The organism is Streptomyces sp. NPDC055632 (assembly GCF_053618675.1).
The window spans coordinates 143433-161193 of the sequence record NZ_JBSHHY010000008.1; the positions used below are offsets into that span (position 1 = coordinate 143433).

The 17761-nt window shown below is 74.3% G+C and carries 17 protein-coding genes; 2 read left to right on the top strand and 15 right to left on the bottom strand.

Annotation, left to right across the window (positions count from 1 at the left end):
* Window positions 1–66: 66 nt before the first annotated feature.
* From ACWGSR_RS13985 to ACWGSR_RS14045, 13 genes are all read right to left on the bottom strand, one after another.
* Entirely contained in the window at window positions 67–732 is a 666-nt protein-coding gene (locus ACWGSR_RS13985; RefSeq protein WP_453566373.1) for a class F sortase, read from the bottom strand.
* Window positions 729–1352, bottom strand: coding sequence for a hypothetical protein (locus ACWGSR_RS13990; RefSeq protein ID WP_453566376.1), 624 nt, complete (start codon window positions 1350–1352; stop codon window positions 729–731). Before ACWGSR_RS13990 ends, ACWGSR_RS13985 begins: the two co-directional genes overlap by 4 nt.
* Window positions 1353–1449: 97 nt before the next feature.
* Window positions 1450–2229, bottom strand: coding sequence for an HAD-IIA family hydrolase (locus ACWGSR_RS13995; protein WP_366374987.1), 780 nt, complete (start codon window positions 2227–2229; stop codon window positions 1450–1452).
* Between the two features lie 79 nt (window positions 2230–2308).
* A complete protein-coding gene (locus ACWGSR_RS14000) occupies window positions 2309–3853 on the bottom strand; it encodes an alkaline phosphatase family protein (RefSeq protein ID WP_453566379.1) in 1545 nt (514 codons plus the stop codon).
* A 135-nt stretch (window positions 3854–3988) separates the two neighbouring features.
* A complete protein-coding gene (locus tag ACWGSR_RS14005) occupies window positions 3989–5056 on the bottom strand; it encodes a 2-aminoethylphosphonate ABC transporter substrate-binding protein (RefSeq protein WP_453566382.1) in 1068 nt (355 codons plus the stop codon).
* Window positions 5057–5070: 14 nt separating this feature from the next.
* The gene (locus ACWGSR_RS14010) at window positions 5071–5868 is read right to left on the bottom strand and encodes an ABC transporter permease (RefSeq protein ID WP_376231468.1); all 798 of its coding nucleotides are present in this window, start codon (window positions 5866–5868) and stop codon (window positions 5071–5073) included.
* The gene (locus ACWGSR_RS14015) at window positions 5855–6709 is read right to left on the bottom strand and encodes a 2-aminoethylphosphonate ABC transporter permease subunit (RefSeq protein ID WP_453566385.1); all 855 of its coding nucleotides are present in this window, start codon (window positions 6707–6709) and stop codon (window positions 5855–5857) included. Before ACWGSR_RS14015 ends, ACWGSR_RS14010 begins: the two co-directional genes overlap by 14 nt.
* Window positions 6702–7865 carry an ABC transporter ATP-binding protein gene (locus ACWGSR_RS14020; protein WP_453566388.1) on the bottom strand — a complete coding sequence of 388 codons (1164 nt, stop codon included), beginning with the start codon at window positions 7863–7865 and terminating at the stop codon, window positions 6702–6704. The genes ACWGSR_RS14015 and ACWGSR_RS14020 overlap by 8 nt, the downstream gene beginning before the upstream one ends.
* Window positions 7862–8551 carry a phosphonatase-like hydrolase gene (locus tag ACWGSR_RS14025; protein ID WP_376231460.1) on the bottom strand — a complete coding sequence of 230 codons (690 nt, stop codon included), beginning with the start codon at window positions 8549–8551 and terminating at the stop codon, window positions 7862–7864. Before ACWGSR_RS14025 ends, ACWGSR_RS14020 begins: the two co-directional genes overlap by 4 nt.
* A gap of 5 nt (window positions 8552–8556) precedes the next feature.
* On the bottom strand, window positions 8557–9678 hold the full coding sequence (locus ACWGSR_RS14030) for a TIGR03364 family FAD-dependent oxidoreductase (RefSeq protein ID WP_453566391.1): 1122 nt from the start codon (window positions 9676–9678) through the stop codon (window positions 8557–8559).
* 135 nt (window positions 9679–9813) lie between these two features.
* On the bottom strand, window positions 9814–10572 hold the full coding sequence (locus tag ACWGSR_RS14035; RefSeq protein WP_453566394.1) for a GntR family transcriptional regulator: 759 nt from the start codon (window positions 10570–10572) through the stop codon (window positions 9814–9816).
* Window positions 10573–10765: 193 nt separating this feature from the next.
* The gene (locus tag ACWGSR_RS14040) at window positions 10766–12001 is read right to left on the bottom strand and encodes a hypothetical protein (protein WP_453566396.1); all 1236 of its coding nucleotides are present in this window, start codon (window positions 11999–12001) and stop codon (window positions 10766–10768) included.
* A gap of 173 nt (window positions 12002–12174) precedes the next feature.
* Entirely contained in the window at window positions 12175–13275 is a 1101-nt protein-coding gene (locus ACWGSR_RS14045; protein ID WP_453566398.1) for an ROK family transcriptional regulator, read from the bottom strand.
* A gap of 56 nt (window positions 13276–13331) precedes the next feature.
* Between ACWGSR_RS14045 and ACWGSR_RS14050 the strand changes: the two genes are divergently transcribed.
* Together ACWGSR_RS14050 and ACWGSR_RS14055 are read left to right on the top strand one after the other, a co-directional pair.
* Window positions 13332–14426: a Gfo/Idh/MocA family oxidoreductase gene (locus tag ACWGSR_RS14050; RefSeq protein WP_453566401.1), complete on the top strand. Its 1095-nt coding sequence runs from the start codon at window positions 13332–13334 to the stop codon at window positions 14424–14426.
* Complete coding sequence (locus ACWGSR_RS14055) at window positions 14423–14905, top strand: heme-degrading domain-containing protein (RefSeq protein ID WP_453566404.1); 483 nt, start codon at window positions 14423–14425, stop codon at window positions 14903–14905. Before ACWGSR_RS14050 ends, ACWGSR_RS14055 begins: the two co-directional genes overlap by 4 nt.
* Here ACWGSR_RS14055 and ACWGSR_RS14060 read toward each other — a convergent pair.
* Entirely contained in the window at window positions 14877–16694 is a 1818-nt protein-coding gene (locus tag ACWGSR_RS14060) for a choice-of-anchor A family protein (RefSeq protein ID WP_453566406.1), read from the bottom strand. The genes ACWGSR_RS14055 and ACWGSR_RS14060 overlap by 29 nt on opposite strands.
* Window positions 16695–16857: 163 nt before the next feature.
* Complete coding sequence (locus ACWGSR_RS14065) at window positions 16858–17715, bottom strand: fumarylacetoacetate hydrolase family protein (protein WP_453566409.1); 858 nt, start codon at window positions 17713–17715, stop codon at window positions 16858–16860.
* Between the last annotated feature and the right edge of the window lie 46 nt (window positions 17716–17761).

A 17761-nucleotide genomic window follows, 5' to 3' on the forward strand; every position in this document is an offset into this window, starting at 1 on the left:
CAAGGTCAAGGCCCCCTCACCGATGGTGAGGGGGCCTTGACCGTTGTCGGGTGCGGGAGCGGGGCCTCAGCCTCCCGTGAGGTACCCCGACACCACCACGTTCGCCGTGTAGGCGCCCGCGGCGCGGTCGAAGGTGCCGCCGCAGGTGATCAGGCGGAGCTCGGCGCGGCCGGGCTCGCGAGGACCGTAGACCTTCGCGGCGTCGAAGTCCTCGCGCGGGAAGACCTGGACGTCGTCGACCGTGAACTCGGCGACCGAGCCGTCCGTCCGGGTGACGAGGACCTTCGCGCCGGGGCGGGCCGCGCTCAGGCCGTAGAAGACGGCCGGGCGGGTCTCGGTGTCCACGTGGCCGACGAACAGGGCCGCCCCGGCCGCGCCCGGCGCGGTGCCGGGGCCGAACCAGCCCACGGCGCCCGGTGTCGCGAAGGGCGGCGGGTCGACGGCGCCCGTGGCGTCCAGGCCGCGCGCCGTGACGGGCGCGTCGACGCCGAGCGAGGGGACCTCGATCCGCCGGGGTGCGACGGGCGCGAGCGGCGCGCGGGCCGGGGGCAGCTCCGCGCCGGGCGGGCGCCCGACGGCGGCGATGTCGCCGGTGGTCGGCCCCGAGCCGCCCGCGGAGCCCTCGACCGCCCCGCCGCCCCAGAGCCAGAGGCCGAGGAACAGCAGGGCCCAGGCCGTGCCGGTGACGAGCCGCCCGGTGCCCGTCGGGCGGGTGCCGGACGGCACCGTCACTCCGTACCCGTGCTCGTGCCCGTACCGGAGGAGCCGTCGGTGCGGCGGCGGGAGCCGCGGAGGGCGACCGCCACGGCGGCGAGGGCGGCCATGCCGAGGCCGAGCACGGTGTACGGGGTGCCGAGGCCGTCCTCGCCGGCGGCCTGGGCGACGCCGGGGGCGGCGGGCGCGGCGAAGGCGGCGGCGCCGCCCCCGCCCGCACGGACCGGGGCGACCGGGGTCGCGTGGTGGGTCGGCTCGTGGGTGGGCCGGTGGGTCGGTCCGTGGCGCTCGACCCGTACGGCGCCGGCGTCGTGGTGCTCGCGGCCGTCGCAGAAGACGCTGATCTCGTACGTGCCGCCGTCGAGCCCGGACCGGAGGGTGGCGTCGCCGTACATCGGGTGCTTTCCGCCGTCCCGGCCGACGAGCTTGGCGTCGGCGGTGAACGCCGGGGACTTCGCGGCACCGGTCGCGCCCCTGCAGCCTTCGACCCGGACGTCCACGTCGTCGCCGGGCGAGGCGGTGGACGGGGTGACGGTGACCTTCACCCCGTCGTGGGCGTGCGCGGCGCCCGCCGCGGGAGCCAGGACGAACACGAGAGCCGCCCCCGCGGCACGGAGAGCAATGGGACCTGAACGCATCGTGACCTCCTGCTAGGAAGGATCACCCGTTCCGGTGGCTTTCGCATCCGGAGACGGCCGCCCGGGCCGCCCGGGCCGCCCCGGACCCCTCCGGGCCTCAGACGCGGTCGACGATGTCCGCGATCGAGTCGACGATCCGGGACGGGCGGAACGGGTAGCGGTCCACCTCCGCCTGCGTGGTCAGACCGGTCAGGACGAGGAAGGTCTGCATGCCCGCCTCCAGGCCGGCCAGGATGTCGGTGTCCATCCGGTCGCCGATCATGGCGCTGGACTCGGAGTGGGCGCCGATCGCGTTGAGCCCGGTGCGCATCATCAGCGGGTTCGGCTTGCCCGCGAAGTACGGCTCCTTGCCGGTGGCCTTGGTGATGAGCGCGGCGACCGAGCCGGTGGCGGGGAGCGGGCCCTCCAGGGAGGGGCCGGTCTCGTCGGGGTTGGTGCAGATGAAGCGGGCGCCGGCGTTGATGAGCCGGACGGCCTTGGTCATCGCCTCGAAGGAGTACGTACGGGTCTCGCCGAGCACCACGTAGTCCGGGTCGTGGTCGGTGAGGACGTAGCCGATGTCGTGCAGCGCGGTGGTGAGGCCGGCCTCGCCGATGACGTACGCGGTGCCGCCGGGGCGCTGGTCGTCGAGGAACTTGGCGGTGGCGAGGGCGGAGGTCCAGATGTTCTCGACGGGGACTTCGAGGCCCATCCGGGCGAGGCGGGCGTGCAGGTCGCGGGCGGTGTAGATCGAGTTGTTGGTGAGGACCAGGAAGGGCTTCCCGGTCTCCCGCAGCTTCTTGATGAACGCGTCGGCGCCGGGGATCGGCACGCCCTCGTGGATGAGGACGCCGTCCATGTCGGTGAGCCAGGATTCGATCGGCTTGCGCTCTGCCATGGGTGCGGGACTCCTGCCGTACATGTCGTGCGGGTGCTGGGGGCGCCGCGACTGCGCTGTGGCGACGCCCCCAGCCTAATCAGGATGCGGTGATCTTGACCCCGTCGATCGTCCAGTACCAGTTGTTGGAGCCCGTGTAGCGGAAGCGGAAGCTCACCGTGGAGGCGCCGGAGGGGACCGGGACCGTGAGGGACTGGGGCTGGGAGAGGACGTCGGCGGTGTAGCTCTTGACGACGGTCGGGGTGCCGCCGTTGAAGCTCGCCAGGACCTGGGCGGTCTGGGAGCCCTCCTGGCGGTAGAGGGTGGTGAAGCCGAGGGTCACCGAGGACGCGCCCGAGACGGCGTGCGCGGGCGTGACCAGGGTGGAGTCGTACGTCCCCGAGAAGGTCTTGTCGGCCCACTCGTCGGAGTCGGCGACGGCGAAGACGCCCCGGGCCCGCACGTTCAGCTCGCGGGACTGGTCGCGCTGGGAGCGGGACCAGAACTCGTCGGTGGCGAAGGACCAGCCGCGCCACTCGGTCACGCCGCCGGTGCCCATCGCGTTGTTGATCACGGACCAGCCGCTGGGCGCGGTGCGGGTGAAGCCGAGGACCCCGGCGGGGATGCCGGTCTCGTCGACGCGGCCGGTCAGCGACCCGTAGAGGGTGTCGAAGGGGTCGGTGGAGCGCTCCTGGATCGGCTTGCCGTCCAGGCCCCAGGACGGGTCGGGGACGATGCCGAGCTGGTGGAAGACGGTGGCGGCGACGTCGACGAGCCGGGTGTCGATGGGGCGGGCGCCGGCGGCGATGCCGGGGCCCTGGGCGAGGACGAAGGTGCGCCGCTCCTCGACGGCGGAGCCGCCGTGGCCGCCGCCGTCGGTGTGGCCGTGGTCGGTGGTGACGATGACGGTCCAGCGCTCCGTGGCGTACGACGGGCGGGCCTTGATCGCGGCCAGGAGCCGGCCCAGGTAGGCGTCCTGGACGTCGATGGCGTCGAGGTACTTGGCGTGGGCGGCGCCGTAATTGTGGCCGATCTCGTCTGTCTCGCCGAAGTAGACGAAGAGGACGTCGGGGTTCTGGTTCCGCAGGACGTCCTCGGTGATGTCGGTGATCACCTTGTCGTTGACGACGTAATCGTTGTCGTAGACGAGCTTGGCGTCGGCGCCGGGGGTGACGGTCCCGTGGGTGTCCAGCTCGGGCCAGTCGACGGCGGCGAAGAGCGAGAGGCCGGGGCGGACCTGGTTCAGGCGGGCGAGGAAGCCGGGGTACCGGCCGTAGTTCTTCCCGGCGAAGGTGTTGTCCTTCACGCCGTGCTTGTCGGGCCAGACGCCGGTGGAGATCGTGGACCAGCCGGGGCCGGAGGAGGTGGCGGCCATCGGGTTGGCGTAGAGCAGGGAGCGGCCGTAAGTCCCGTTGGCCATGAGGGACTTGAGGGTCGGGGCCTTGGCGGCGTCGATCCGGTCGTACCGCAGGCCGTCCATGCCGACGACGAGCACCTTGTCCTTGCTGGTGCCGTCGGGGAGCGTCGGGGCGGCGGTCGTGGCCGCCAGGGCGGTGGGGGCGGCGGCGAGTCCGGTGGCGGCGACGGCGGCGGTGGCGCCCGCGGCGGCGAGCACGGTGCGGCGGGAGATGCCGGTGAGCGGCATGTCGGGATCCTCCGTGGGTTTTCGCGAAAGGGGGTGAGGGCGCGCCAACGCCCCCGATTCCTCGGGGGCGTTGGGTCCGTACCCGTTATCCTTTCGCGATCCGCGCGCGCGTTCCAGGGGCCGTACGGTGAACTCTCAGCTTCCGGTGGCGGACTTCCACGCGTCGACGTACGCGGTCAGGTTCTCGTCGATGTCGGCCCAGTCCGGTTCGAAGACCTCGACGCCTTCGAGGAGCTTGGCGAGGGCCAGGGCGTTGGCGTCGGTGGGCTTGACGTCCTTGCGGGCCGGGAAGCCGCCGCCGACGGCGCTGACCTCGCGCTGGGCGCCCTCGCTCAGCAGGAAGTCGAGGAGCTTCCTGCCGTTCTCGGCGTGCGGGGCCCTGTTCACCAGGCCGGCGGCGTACGGCAGCGCGAAGGTGGTGGGCTTCCCGTCCCCCTTGGCCGCGAACCAGATGCCGAGGTTGGGCATGGACTTGGACTGCGCGAAGTTCATCTGGACGTCGCCGTTGGCGACGAGGAGTTCGCCCTTGTCCACCTTGGGGGCGAGCTTGGAGGTGGAGGAGGACGGGCCGACGTTGTTGGCCTGGAGCTTCTTCAGGTACTCCATGGCCGGAGCCTGTCCGCCGAAGTCGTGCATCGCCTTGATGAGGACGGCGGTGCCGTCGCCCGCGACGCCGGGGGTGGAGTACTGGATCCGGTTCTCGTACTTCTTGTCGAGCAGCTCCTCCCAGGTCTCGGGAGCCCGGGGCAGCTCCTTCTTGTTGTGGATGAAGCCGAAGTAGTTGTTGACCACGGAGGTCCAGGTGCCGTCGGCCGCCTTGTCGGCGCCGTCCACCCGGTCGGCGCCCTGCGGCGCGTACTTCTGGAGCAGCCCCTTGGAGCCGGCCTGCTGGATGAAGGGCGGCAGGGTGACGAGGACGTCGGCCTGGGTGTTGCTCTTCTCGCGGAGGGCGCGCTGCACCATCTCGCCGGAGCCGCCCTCGACGTACTCGACCTTGATGCCGGTCTGCTTCTCGAAGTCCTCGAACACCTTGTCGTACCAGCCGTCGCCCGCCTCGCCCTTGAGGCCGTCGGCGCTGTAGACGGTGACGACCTTCTCGTCGGAGGCGGCGGAGGAGCCGCCGCAGGCGGTGAGGGAGGCGGCGAGGACGAGGGCGCCGGTGACGGCGGCGACCGGCTTGGCGTGCGTGGGCAGGGTACGCATAACGTTGTTCTCTCCTAGCGGTACGAGGCCTTGGTGCGGATGCGGGAGACGGCGAGCAGGACGAGCAGCGTCGCGGCCATGAGGACCACGGCGAGCGCCGAGCCGGTGAAGAGGGAGCCCCGGTCGGTGGCGGTGAAGACGAGCACCGGCAGCGGCGTCCAGTCCGGCGGGTAGAGCATCATCGTGGCGCTCAGCTCTCCCATGGAGAGGGCGAAGCAGAGCCCGGCGGCGGCGTTCAGGGACGGCAGCAGGAGCGGGAGCTTCACCCGGAGCAGTACGTACGAGGGGCGGGCGCCGAGACCGGCCGCCGCCTGCTCGTACATCGGGTCCAGGCGCCGGATCGCGGCCGAGACCGACTGGTGGGCGAAGGCGGTGACGAGCACGGTGTGGGCCAGGATCACGATCCAGCGGGTGCCGTTGAGGAGCACCGGCGGCTGCGAGAAGGCCACGAGGACGGCGAGGCCGACCACCACGGACGGCACGGCGACCGGCAGCATGAAGAGCGCGTCCACGATCCGCCGGCCCCGCTTCCCCAGGGCCGCCGAGGCGAGCGCGGCCCAGGTGCCGGCGGTCAGCGCGATCAGGCTGGCGGTGACGGCCGTGACCAGGCTGGTGGTCAGGGCCCGGAGGGACTCGCCGCGCACGGCCGCCGCGTAGTGGGCGGTGGTGGGGCCGGAGGGGAAGGCGCCGGACCAGTGGGTGGAGAAGGAGGCGGCGAGGACGACGAGGAGGGGCAGGGCGAAGAGCGGCACGAAGAGGACGGCGAACAGGGCCCAGGCCGTCCACCTGCCCGTACGGCTATGCACCAGCACGGCGGCTCACCCCCCGGTAGAGGGCGTACAGACCGGTGGAGAGGACGACGTTGACGACGGCGACGACACAGGCGGCGGCGTAGTCGGATTCGAGGATCGCCTTGCCGTAGACGAGCGTCGGGAGGGTCGTGACGCCCTTGGCGCCGGTGAAGAGGACGATCCCGAACTCGTTGAGGCACAGGACGAGGACGAGGCTGCCGCCGGCGGCGAGCGCGGGCAGCGCTTCGGGCAGGATCACCTGCCGGACGATCCGCAGCGGCCGGGCGCCGAGCGAGGACGCCACTTCGAGCTGGGCCGTCTCCATCTGCGAGAAGGCGGCGAGCAGCGGGCGCATCACGAACGGGGTGAAGTACGTGATCTCGGCGAGCAGGACGCCCCACGGGGTGGTCAGGAACCGGAAGGGCCCGGTGGCGGCGCCGGTGGCGTCGGTCCAGATCCCGTTGGCCATGCCGACCGTGCCGTAGAGGAACAGCAGGGCGAGCGTGATCAGGAAGGACGGGAAGGAGAGGAAGACGTCGATGAACTTCGCCACCGCCTTCGCACCGGGGAAGGGCACGAACGCGATCACGAGCGCGAGGGCGAAGCCGAGGACCAGGCAGCCGGCGGTGGCCGCGACGGCGATCCACACGGTGGTGACGAGGGCCTCGCGGAAGGACGCGGAGCCGAGGACGGCGGCGTACGCGCCGGGGGCCAGGGACTCGCGGACGACGAGGGCGAGCGGGTAGAGGAAGACGAGGCCGAGGACGGCGACGGGGGGCAGGGCCCAGACCCAGGCGGGTGCGGTGCGGGGCTTCCGGGTGCGGGACGCGGCCGGAGTGGCCGTGGTGACGGCGCTAGCCACCGGTCACCCCCGGACCGCCGGCCGTCCCCGGACCGCCGGCCGTCCCCGGACCGCCGGCCGTCCCCGGACCGTCGGCCGCCTCCGGGCCGTCGGTCACCCCCGCCGTGAGCAGCACCGCGTCCTCGGACGCGAAGTGCAGGGTGACCTCGGCGCCCAGCGGAGGCGTCTCCCGCAGTTCGCGGACGTCCGCCTTCACCCGGTGGCCCGCCACCTCGACGTACAGCCGGTGGGTGGAGCCGCGCCACTGGACCTCGGCGATCCGGCCCCGCAGCGCGTTCGGGCCGTCGCCGAGGCCGACGAGGTGGGGGCGGACGCAGAGGGTGGCCGAGGAGCCGGGGGCCGCTCCCCCGGTCGCCACCTTCAGCTCCGTCCCGCCCAGGGCCGCCCCGTCCGCGCCCACCGTCACCGGCAGCAGGTTGGCGTTGCCGACGAAGGAGGCGGTGAACTCGGTGCGGGGCCTGCGGTACAGCTCCTGCGGGGTGCCGCAGTCCCGGAGCCTGGCCCTGTCCATGACGGCGATCCGGTCGGCGAGGGTCAGCGCCTCGACCTGGTCGTGGGTGACGTACAGGATCGACACCTCGGGCAGTTCGCGGTGGAGCCGGGCCAGTTCGGCCAGCATCCCGGAGCGGAGCTGGGCGTCGAGCGCCGACAGCGGCTCGTCGAGGAGGAGGACGTCGGGCCGTACGGCGAGGGCGCGGGCGATGGCGACGCGCTGCTGCTGCCCGCCGGAGAGCTCCCGGGGGTGGCGGCGGGCGTAGTCGGCCATGCCGGTCATCTCCAGGGCCTCGGCGACCCGCCCGGGGATCTCGGCCTTGGGGACCTTGCGGGCCTTGAGGCCGAAGGCGACGTTGGCGTCCACCCGGAGGTGCGGGAAGAGGGCGTACTGCTGGACGACCATGCCGATCCCGCGCCGGTACGGCGGCAGGTCGGTGACGTCCCGGTCCCCGATGAACACCCGCCCGGAGACCGGCCGGACGAACCCGGCGACGGCCCGGAGCGCGGTCGTCTTGCCGGAGCCGGAGGGCCCGAGGAGGGCCATGACCTCGCCGGGCTCCACGGTCAGGTCGAGGGAGTCGAGGACGGTGGTGGAGCCGTAGGCGACGGAGACGGCGTCGAAGCGGATGCCGCTGGTCGTCCCCCGCACTTCCGCGGTCATGCCTCGTACTCCCTTATCAGCTCCGGGAGTTCCGCGACGGAGGCGAGGACGCGGGTGGCGCCGTGCTCCTTCAGCGCGGCCTCGCCGTGGGCGCCGGTCAGGACGCCGGCCACGATCCCGGCGCCGGCGCGGACGCCGGAGAGCATGTCGTACGAGGTGTCGCCGGCGACCGCGATCCGGCGCACGTCGTCGACGGCGCCGGTGCGCAGGAGCGCGCCGAGGACCATGTCGGGGTACGGGCGGCCCCGGCCGCCGGTGTCGGCCGGGCAGAGGGTGAGGCCGACGAGGTCGCGCCAGCCGAGGGCGTCGAGGATGGCGTCCTGGGTGACCCGGGCGAAGCCGGTGGTGAGGACGACGGTCCTGCCCTGCTCCTGGAGGGCGGCGATCGTCTCGGCGGCGCCGGGGATCGGGGCGATCCTGCCGTCGGCGACGAGCTCCCCGTAGGCCTGCTCGAAGGCGAGGTTGGCCTCCTGGGCGCGCCGCTCGTCGCCGCCGAGGAGGTGGCGGAAGACGGAGATCTTCGACTCGCCCATGGTGGCGCGGACGTGGCCGATCATGGCGGCCGGGTCCTCGCCGAGGCGTTCGGCGGCGACGGTGAAGGCCTGCTCGACGAGGCCGTCGTCGGCGACGGTGGTGCCGGCCATGTCGAGGACGACGAGGTTCATCGGGTTGTTCTTCGTGCTCATGCGGTTCACCAGCCCAGTTCGTTCGCGGTCGTCTCGGCGATGGCGGGCGAGCACGTCATGCCCCGGCCGCCGGGTCCGGTCACCAGCCACACGCCGTCGCGGACCTTCTGGCGGTGCACGACCCGGGTGGTGTCGACGCACTGCGCGTACACCCCGGCCCAGCGGCGCCGGATCTTCGGCAGCGGGCGGCCGAGGAAGGACTCGACGACGCGGGTGAGGTGCTCGTAGGGGTCTTCGAGGGTGTCGAAGGCGAAGGGGTGCTCGTACTCGTGGGTGTCGCCGATGGTCAGTCCGCCGTCGAGCCGCTGGACCATGAGGAGCTGCATCCGGTGGGCGGCGGCGGTGGGGTCCTGCGCCTGGCCCGCGTTCAGCGCGTCGAGGGCGCCGGAGGCGTAGGCCGGGTAGTAGCGGAAGGAGTCGGCGTCCGCGACGGAGGTGGTGAGCGGTTCGCCGAGCGGGTCGGTCTGCATCATCTGGAGGCGGACCCGGCGGACCGGGATCTCGCCGGCGACCTCGCGGACGAGGCCGGAGAGCCAGGCGCCGGTGCACAGGACGACGGCGTCGCCGCCGTGGACCTCGCCCCGGTCGTCGCGGACGGCGTGCTCGCCGACGACCTCGCGGACCTCGCGGTTCGGCAGGAAGGTGTACCTCCCGGTGGCGAGCAGGGCCTCGCGGAGGGCGAGCTGCGCGGTGCGGGGCTCGACGGCGGCGTCCCGCTCGCACCGGAGGGCGGCCTCGAACTCGCCGCGCAGGGCCGGGTTGACCGCGCGGGCCTCGTCGGCCGTGAGCAGCTCGTAGCCCCGGGCGGCGGCGTCGGGGCGGGCCACGGCGGCCTCGGCGACGGCGAGTTCGAGCTCGTTCCGTACGGGGGTGAGGGAGCCGATGGCCCGGAAGCCGAGCCCGGGGACGCGGGCGCCGATGCCCTCCCAGAGTTCGCGGGCGCGCAGGGCGGTGTCCAGCTCCTCCCCGCCGGCGCGGCCGCTCACCCAGATCTGGCCGAAGTTGCGGAGGGAGGCTCCGCGCGCCTCGGCCTCGCGCTCGATGTGTACGACCTCGTGGCCGCGTTCCACTGCGTGCCAGGCGTGCATGGTTCCCACCACGCCGGCTCCTACGACGATCACCTTCATGCCGACGACGGTCGCGGGGACGGGTGGCCCGGACGGGGCCGGTGGACGACGGGACGGTGAACGGGCCGCCAAACTTGGACCAGACCCGTTATCTTTTCGTGATGTCGCAGGCTTTCGGGGCGGGGCCTTCTCTCGTCAGTCCTGGCGTCCCAGGTGCGTGGTGAAGCTGAAGCGGTCGCCCCGGTAGAGGGTGCGGACCCGCTCCAGGGGCCGGCCGGCGGTGTCCCGGGAGACGCGGTGGAGCAGCAGCATCGGGAGGGCGGGCGGCGTGCCGATCAGCAGCGCCTCGCGCGGGGTCGCGAGCACGGTCTCGATGCGCTCGTCGGCGTCGCCGAACACGATGCCGAGCCGGTCGTGGAGGTAGGCGTAGAAGGAGGAGTCCGGGTCGAAGTCGGCGTCCAGGCGCGGGGCGCGGGCCTCGGAGACGTACGTGCTCTCCAGGCCGACCCGCTCGTCGTCGGCGAGCAGCACCCGCTCCATGTGCCAGACGGGCTCGCCGCGTTCGGCACCGACCTCGGGGGCGAGCGCCTCGGGGCAGGGGAAGCGGTCGAGCGAGATCAGGCCGCGGCCGGGGCGGCGGCCCTGGCGGCGCACGCCCTCCGTGTAGCTGGCGAGCGAGAGGGGCTGTTCGAGCTTGGGGCCCGCGACGACCGTGCCCCGGCCCCGGCGGCGCAGCCGCCCCTCCAGGAGGAGTTCGCGGATCGCCTGCCGGACGGTCTCGCGGGACACCTCGTACCGGACGGCGAGGTCGCGCTCGGTGGGCAGCAGCCCGCCCTCCCCCAACTCGTCCACCATCAGCGCGAGTTTCGCCTTGACGGCGTAGTACTTGGGGACGCGCCCGTGCTCGGGGACGCCGGAGCGGACGGGGGCGCCGGGAGTGCTCTGGTAGTTCACCGGGGGATGGTCGCAGACGGGGGTGAACGGGGAGGTGTACGGAGGGTGACGCGGGGGTGCGGGGCGCCTCCGGCGGGGGTGGGGTGGACGGGGGGCCTGTCCGCGGGGCCGGGGCCTGATCGCGGGACCGGGGCTGGCTCGCGGGGCAGGGTCCGGCTCGCGGGGGCAGGGTCCGGCTCGCGGGGAGCGCGGTTCAGGTGCGGCGGTGGCGGCGGCTCGCGCGGACGAGGGCGGCGCCGAGCACGAGCAGGGCGGCGGCGAGGGGCGCGAGGGCGCGGGCCCGGGCGTCCGACGCGCGTCCGGTGTGGGCGAGTTCGGGGGCGGGGGAAGGGGTGGTGGCGGGGGCTTCCCCGGGCGTCGCCCCGGACGCCTCCCCCGAGGCCTCCCCTGGTGCCTCCCCCGACCCCTCCCCCGAGGCCTCCCCGGATGCCTCCCCGGACGGAGAGGGCCGGGTGGGAGTGGCGGGTGCGGGAGGCGGGGTGGCGCCGGGCGGCTCGGCGGGGGTCGTCGATCCGGGCGAGGCTGCGGGCACGGGCGGCTCCGCCGGCCGTGACGGCACCGGCGGCTTCGACGGGCCCGACGGGTCGGTCGGGTCGGTCGGCTCCGACGGAGCCGACGAAGCCGACGGAGCCGACGGCTCTGAAGACTTCGTGCCCTTCGCGCTCCGGGACGGTTCGGCGGGCACGGGCGGCGCGGTGGGCCCGGGTGGCTCGGGGGGCTCGGTCGGGGCGCCCGGGGCGGGGGGCCCGACGGTCAGGCGGTAGTCGCCGGAGTCCCCGATCCACTCCCCGTCCGCACCCCGGCGCTGCACGATCGCCGCGTTGAGCACGACCTCGTCGGGGGCCGTTCCCGCGCGGAAGGCGAGGCGTACGGGGACGGTGAGGGTCTCGCCGGCGGGGACGGCGAAGCCGCCGAAGTCGGTGAACACGCCCACGTTCTCGGCCTCCGAGGTCCCCTGGAAGGTCACGGGGTGCCAGCGCGCGGCCCCGGCGTCGTAGAACTCGAAGCGGATCTGCTCCGGCCGGAGGGCCCGGTCGCGGTCGGTGAGGACGAGGACCGGGTGGATGCCGGAGCAGGGTGACCCGGTGGTGTTCGTGAGGTCGAGCCGCCAGTCCTGGAAGGGGCCGCCCGGCGTGTAGCGGGCCGGGCCGCCGTGGATCCGGGTGTCGAGCGGGAAGGCGTCGTCGTCCGGGGTGCCGCAGCCGGGGGTGGACGGGTCGGGGGCGGGGATGGCGGGGGGCTGCGGGGCGCCGGGGGGTTCGGGGGCGGCGGGGGCGGGCGCTCCGGGGCCCGGGGCCGTCGCCGCCGGGGCGGGGGTCGCCGTCGCCGTCGTCGCCGGGACGGGGGCCGCGAGCGCGAAGGGAGCCGCCACGGCGGTCGCCACGGTCACGGCGCGGACGCTGCGCAGTCGCAGGGGTGCGGATGCCATGGTGCCGGTGCCTTTGCTGATCGCGGGCAGGGGGACGGCCGCGACGCTGCCAGGCGGGAGGGCGCGGGCCGGGGAGCGACACCGGGGGCTCCTCCGGAAGGACCGGGAATCCGCCCGATCAGCCTACTTTCCGACAATCCGATCAATCGGAGCGAAGGACAGGGGCGACCCGATCACTCCTTCCCGAAGACCGGCGCCAGGATCAGCCACGCCGCCCCCTCCGCCACCGCGTCCCGCTCCGCGACGACGCCCACCGGGGCCGTCAGGCCGAGGCCGGCGAGCACGTCCCGCACCCCGTCCGCGAAGACCTCCGGCGCGGCGAGCACCGCCCGGCCGCCCAGGAGGACCTGGTCGATGTCGAGGAGCCGTACGAGATTGGCGGCGCCGGCACCCAGGATCCGCGCGGCCCCGGCGGGTTCGCCGCGCGCGACCTCCGCCAGGCACAGGACCTCCAGGCAGCCGCGCCCGCCGCAGCCGCACGGCGGCCCGTCGAGCTGGACGGTCTGGTGGCCCAGTTCGCCCGCCCCGGTCCTGTCCCCGCGCAGGGGCGCGCCGCCGAGGACGAGGCCGGCGCCGAGGCCCGTACCGAGGTGGACGTAGGCGAAGGAGCCGGGGGCGCCGGGCCGCAGGGCGAGGCCGAGGGCGGCGGCGTTGGTGTCCTTGTCGAGGACGACGGGGAGCCCGAGGCGGCGGGCCAGCTCCTCGCGGACCGGGTGGCCGGCCCACTCGGGGAAGCCCGTGACCCGGCCGGGCACTCCGGCCCGGTGGTCCAGGGGTCCGGGCATGGCGACCCCGACGCCGAGGACGGTCCGCCCCTCCCCGCCCGCGCCGAGGACGGTCCGCCCCTCCCCGCCCGCGTCGAGGAGCGCCCGCACCTCCTCCGTCACCGCGTCCAGGACCGGTCCGGCTCCCGCGCCCAGGTCCAGCGGGCGGCGGCGGAGGGCCACGGGCGCGCCCGCGAGGTCGGTCAGGAGGACCGTCAGCTCGTCGCGGTCGAGGTGGACGCCGACGGCGTGCGCGGCGGAGGGCGCCAGGCGCAGGACCGTACGGGGCTTGCCGCCGGTCGAGGCGCGGTGGCCCGCCTCCGCCGCGAGGCCCTCGGCCCGCAGCCGCGCGGTGATCTTGCTGACGGCCTGCGGGGTGAGCCCGGTCCGCTCGGCCAGCTCCAGACGGCTGATCCCGCCCTCCCCCGCCACGCGCAGCAGATCGAGCACGAGCGCGGCGTTGTGGCTGCGCAGCGCCGGTACGTTCACTCCACCCAGGTCTTTCCTCACGTTCCCATTGTCGCCGCCGCTTGCACTTCGGCAACAGCGTTGCTTAAGTGAGGAACATGACTGGCACCGACTCCCCCCGCACCCCCCTCCGCGTCGGACTCGTCGGCTACGGCCTCGCGGGCTCCGTCTTCCACGCCCCGCTGATCGCCGCCTCCGAGGACCTCGTCCTCGCCGCCGTCACCACCGGCAACCCCGAGCGGGCCGCCGAGGCCCGCGCCGCCCACCCGGGCGTACGGGTGGTGGCGAAGCCCGAGGAGCTGTGGGCGCCGGACGCGGAGGAGCTGGACCTGGTCGTCGTCGCCTCCCCCAACAAGACGCACGTCGAGGTCGCCACGGCCGCCCTGGAGGCGGGCCTCCCGGTCGTCGTGGACAAGCCGCTCGCCGGGACCGCCGCCGAGGCGCGCGGGCTCGCCGCCCTCGCCGAGGAGCGGGGCCTGCTGCTCTCGGTCTTCCAGAACCGCCGCTGGGACGGCGACTTCCGCACCCTGCGCCGCCTCCTGGACGAGGACGCGCTCGGCGAGGTCCAGCGCTTCGAGTCCCGCTTCGAGCGGTGGCGGCCGAAGCCGAAGGGCGGCTGGCGTGAGTCCGGCGCGCCGGAGGAGATCGGCGGGCTCCTGTACGACCTGGGCAGCCACGTCGTGGACCAGGCCCTCGTCCTCTTCGGCCCGGTGGTCTCGGTGTACGCCGAGTCGGACGTGCGCCGGCCGGGCGCCGAGGCCGACGACGACACCTTCCTCGCGCTCACCCACGCGAACGGGGTCCGCTCGCACCTGTACGTGAGCGCCACCACCGCCCAGCTCGGCCCCCGGTTCCGGGTGCTCGGGCAGCGCGCGGGCTTCGTGAAGTACGGACTCGACCCCCAGGAGGCCGCCCTGCGCGACGGGCTGCGGCCCGGAGCCGGCGGCGCGGCCTGGGGCGTGGAGCCGGAGGAGCTGTGGGGCCGGCTCGGCGCGGGCGAGTCGCCGCTGACCGGCGGCGGCGCCCCGGTCGAGTCGCTGCCCGGCGACTACCCGGCGTTCTACGCGGCCGTCGCCGCCGCCCTGCGCGGCACCGGCCCGAACCCGGTCACCGCGCACGAGGCCGCCGACGCGCTCGACGTCCTGGAGGCGGCGCGGCGGTCGGCCCGCGAGGGGATCACGGTGACGCCGTGAGCAGCTCCGAGGTCGTCGAACTGGAGGCCCAGGAGGCCCGGTTGGTCCTCCCCCGGTTCACGTACGAGGACGCCTGGGCGCTCGGCACGCTCCTCGTCTCCCTGGCCCGGGAGCGGGAGGCGCCCGTCGCGATCGACGTGCGGCGCGGGGCGCAGCAGCTCTTCCACTGCGCGCTGCCGGGGTCCAGCGCGGACAACGACGCCTGGATCGACCGCAAGCGGCGGGTCGTCGAGCGGTACGGCGAGAGCTCGTTCCTGGTCGGGGCCCGGTTCCGGGCCAAGGGGACGACGTTCGAGGCGTCCTCGCGCCTCGACCCCGACCGGTACGCCGCGCACGGCGGTTCGTTCCCGATCGGGGTCGAGGGCGCGGGAGTGATCGGCTCGGTCACGGTCTCGGGGCTGCCGCAGGCCGAGGACCACACCCTGGTCGTCGAGGCGCTGGAGCGACTGCTCAGTTCGTACGGCGCCGACGCCGGCTGATCATCACGAGGACGCCGCCGCCGAGGGCGAGGACGACCGCCGTGGCGCCCATGACGATCTTCCCGGTACCGGCACCGGTCTCGGAGAGCTCGCCGTTCGGACCGTGGGGACGGCCGTGGTCGCCACCGGAGTCACCGTGACCGCCGGAGCTGCCGGTACCGCCGGTGCTGCTGTGGCCACCGGTGCTGCCGTGGCCGCCGGCCCCGTTGGAACCACCGGAGTCGCCGTGACCGCCGGTGGTGGTGTGCCCGCCGGGGCCACCGGTGCCGCCGGAGTCACTGTTCCCGCCGGGACCGCCGGTACCGCCGGAGTCGCCGTGCCCGCCGGGTCCGCCCGTACCGCCGGAATCACCGGAGCCGCCGGTGTCGTCGCCGTAGCCACCGTCACCGCCGCCGTCCGTCGAACCACCGTTCGTGTGGTCGGTGGGCGTGGGGGTGGGGTCGGTCGGGGTCGGCGTGGGGTCGGTCGGCGTGGGAGTCGGGTCCGTCGGCGTCGGCGTCGGGTCCGTGGGGGTGGGGGTGGGGTCGGTCGGGGTCGGCGTGGGGTCGGTCGGCGTGGGAGTCGGGTCCGTCGGCGTCGGCGTGGGATCCGTCGGGGTCGGCGTCGGATCCGTGGGAGTCGGGGTCGGGTCCGTGGGAGTCGGGGTCGGGTCCGTGGGAGTCGGCGTCGGATCCGTCGGCGTAGGAGTCGGGTCCGTAGGCGTAGGCGTAGGCGTCGGGTCCGTGCAGGACGGCAGGTCCCCGTTGAACGGGTAGGCGTGCATCTCCTGCCCGCCGCCGCCGGTCGTCTCCGACGCGTGTGTCAGGTTGCCGGTGGTGAAGAAGCGCCCGTTCGTGCCCGGCATGGTCACGGTCGCCGTACTGGCCTGGTTGCCGATCAGGACGCTGCCCGCGAACTGGGCCGTCCCCTCGAACGTCACCGTCGCGGCGTCCGGGAAGTTCCACAGGACCCGCTCGCGCAGACCGTTCGGGAGCTGGTTGATGTACGTGTCGACGGTGCGGTCGGCACCGTAGACGTTGACGAGGACGGTCGCCCCGGCCGGGACGCCCTCGAAGCGGATGTTCTGCTGCCCGCCGCTCGCGGACTCCAGGTCGAAGCCGACGTCGAAGACCTGGAGGTCCGAGGCGCCGTCACCCGTGAAGAGCGTCTCCGAGCCGCTGTTGACGGCGGTGCCGGTGGTGGCGCGGTGGGCCCCGCCGACGTAGGCGTAGCACTGGCTCGCGTCGGTGAGCTGGTCGCGGAGCGAGACGTACGGGGCGGCCGCGTCGTCGTCCTGCACCGGGTCCGGGATCACCGTGCCGGAGCGCGTTCCCCCGTACCGCGTGACGCCGCTGACCGTGCCCTCGCTGGTGAGCAGCCGCTGCCCGGCGGCGACCGTCACGTCCTCCCCGACGGTGAGGAAGTCGGTGCCGTTGTCGGGCGGGACGCGGGACCCGCCGCCCACGATCCCGACGTTGTAGACGGCGGAGGCGCCCACGCGCTTGTTCATGTCGAAGCCGCCCAGGACCACGACCTTGCCCTCGGCCTCGGCCGCGGCCTCGCGGACGAGGAAGTCGCCGCCGACGAAGATGTTGATGTTGTTGTCCCGGTACTGGACGGGACCGCTGTTGAGGTCGGGGTACGTGGCGGGGCAGTTGCCCGGCAGGCAGGGCCCGAGGCCGCCCGGGAGGGGGTCGGCGTGGCCGCTGACGGCCAGGGTGCCGACGAGGGCGGTGGCCGCGACCGTGGACGCGGCGATGAGGGCGAGGCGACGCCTGTCCCGCCTCCGCGCGGGGGAGATTCGTTCCATATCGGGCAATATGCAAAATGCGCATGAAAATGGCGACGCCCCACGCGGGACGTCGCCGTTTTCACCACGGAAGAGCCCAGGCGGGGCACCCTCCTGACGGCCTCACAGGCTCACCGGCCGCGCCGGGCCCCCGACCCCACCGGCCCCGCCGGCCCCACCGGCCTCAGGCGCCCTTGAGCTCCTGGCGCTGCCGGCCGAGCCCCTCGACCTCCAGCTCGACCACGTCGCCGGGCCGCAGGTACGGCTTGGGCTCCGGCTGCCCCATGGCGACGCCGGCGGGCGTGCCGGTGTTGATGACGTCGCCCGGGTAGAGGGTCATGAACCGGCTGACGTACCGGACGACCTCCGCGACCGGGAAGATCTGGTCGGAGGTGTGGCCGTCCTGCTTCAGCTCGCCGTTGACCCAGAGGCGGAGGGAGAGCGCCTGCGGGTCGGGCACCTCGTCGGCGGTGACGAGCCAGGGGCCGAGCGGGTTGAAGGTCTCGCAGTTCTTGCCCTTGTCCCAGGTGCCGCCGCGCTCGATCTGGAACTCGCGCTCGGAGACGTCGTGGGCGACCGCGTACCCGGCGACGTGCGCGAGGGCCTGCTCGTCGGTCTCCAGGTAGCGGGCGGTGCGGCCGATGACGATCGCGAGCTCCACCTCCCAGTCGGTCTTCACCGAGCCGCGCGGTACGAGGACGGTGTCGTCCGGGCCGACGACGGTGTCGGCGGCCTTGAGGAAGACGACGGGCTCGGCGGGGGTGGCCTGGCCGGTCTCGGCGGCGTGCCCGTGGTAGTTGAGGCCGATGCACACGACCTTGCCGATCCGGCCGACGGGCGGGCCGACGCGCAGCCCGGTGGCGTCGAGCGGCGGCAGCACCCCGGCGCCGGCCGCGGCGCGGATCCGGTCGAGGGCCGCGGCGTCGGCGAGCAGGCCGCCGTCGACGTCGTCGACGAGGGCGGAGAGGTCGCGGAGGGTTCCGCCCTGGTCGAGGAGGGCGGGACGCTCGGCTCCGGGCGGGCCGACACGCAGCAGCTTCATGGTCTTCTCCCTGTGGTCGAGGCGGGCCCGGGAGGGCCCTGGGGTA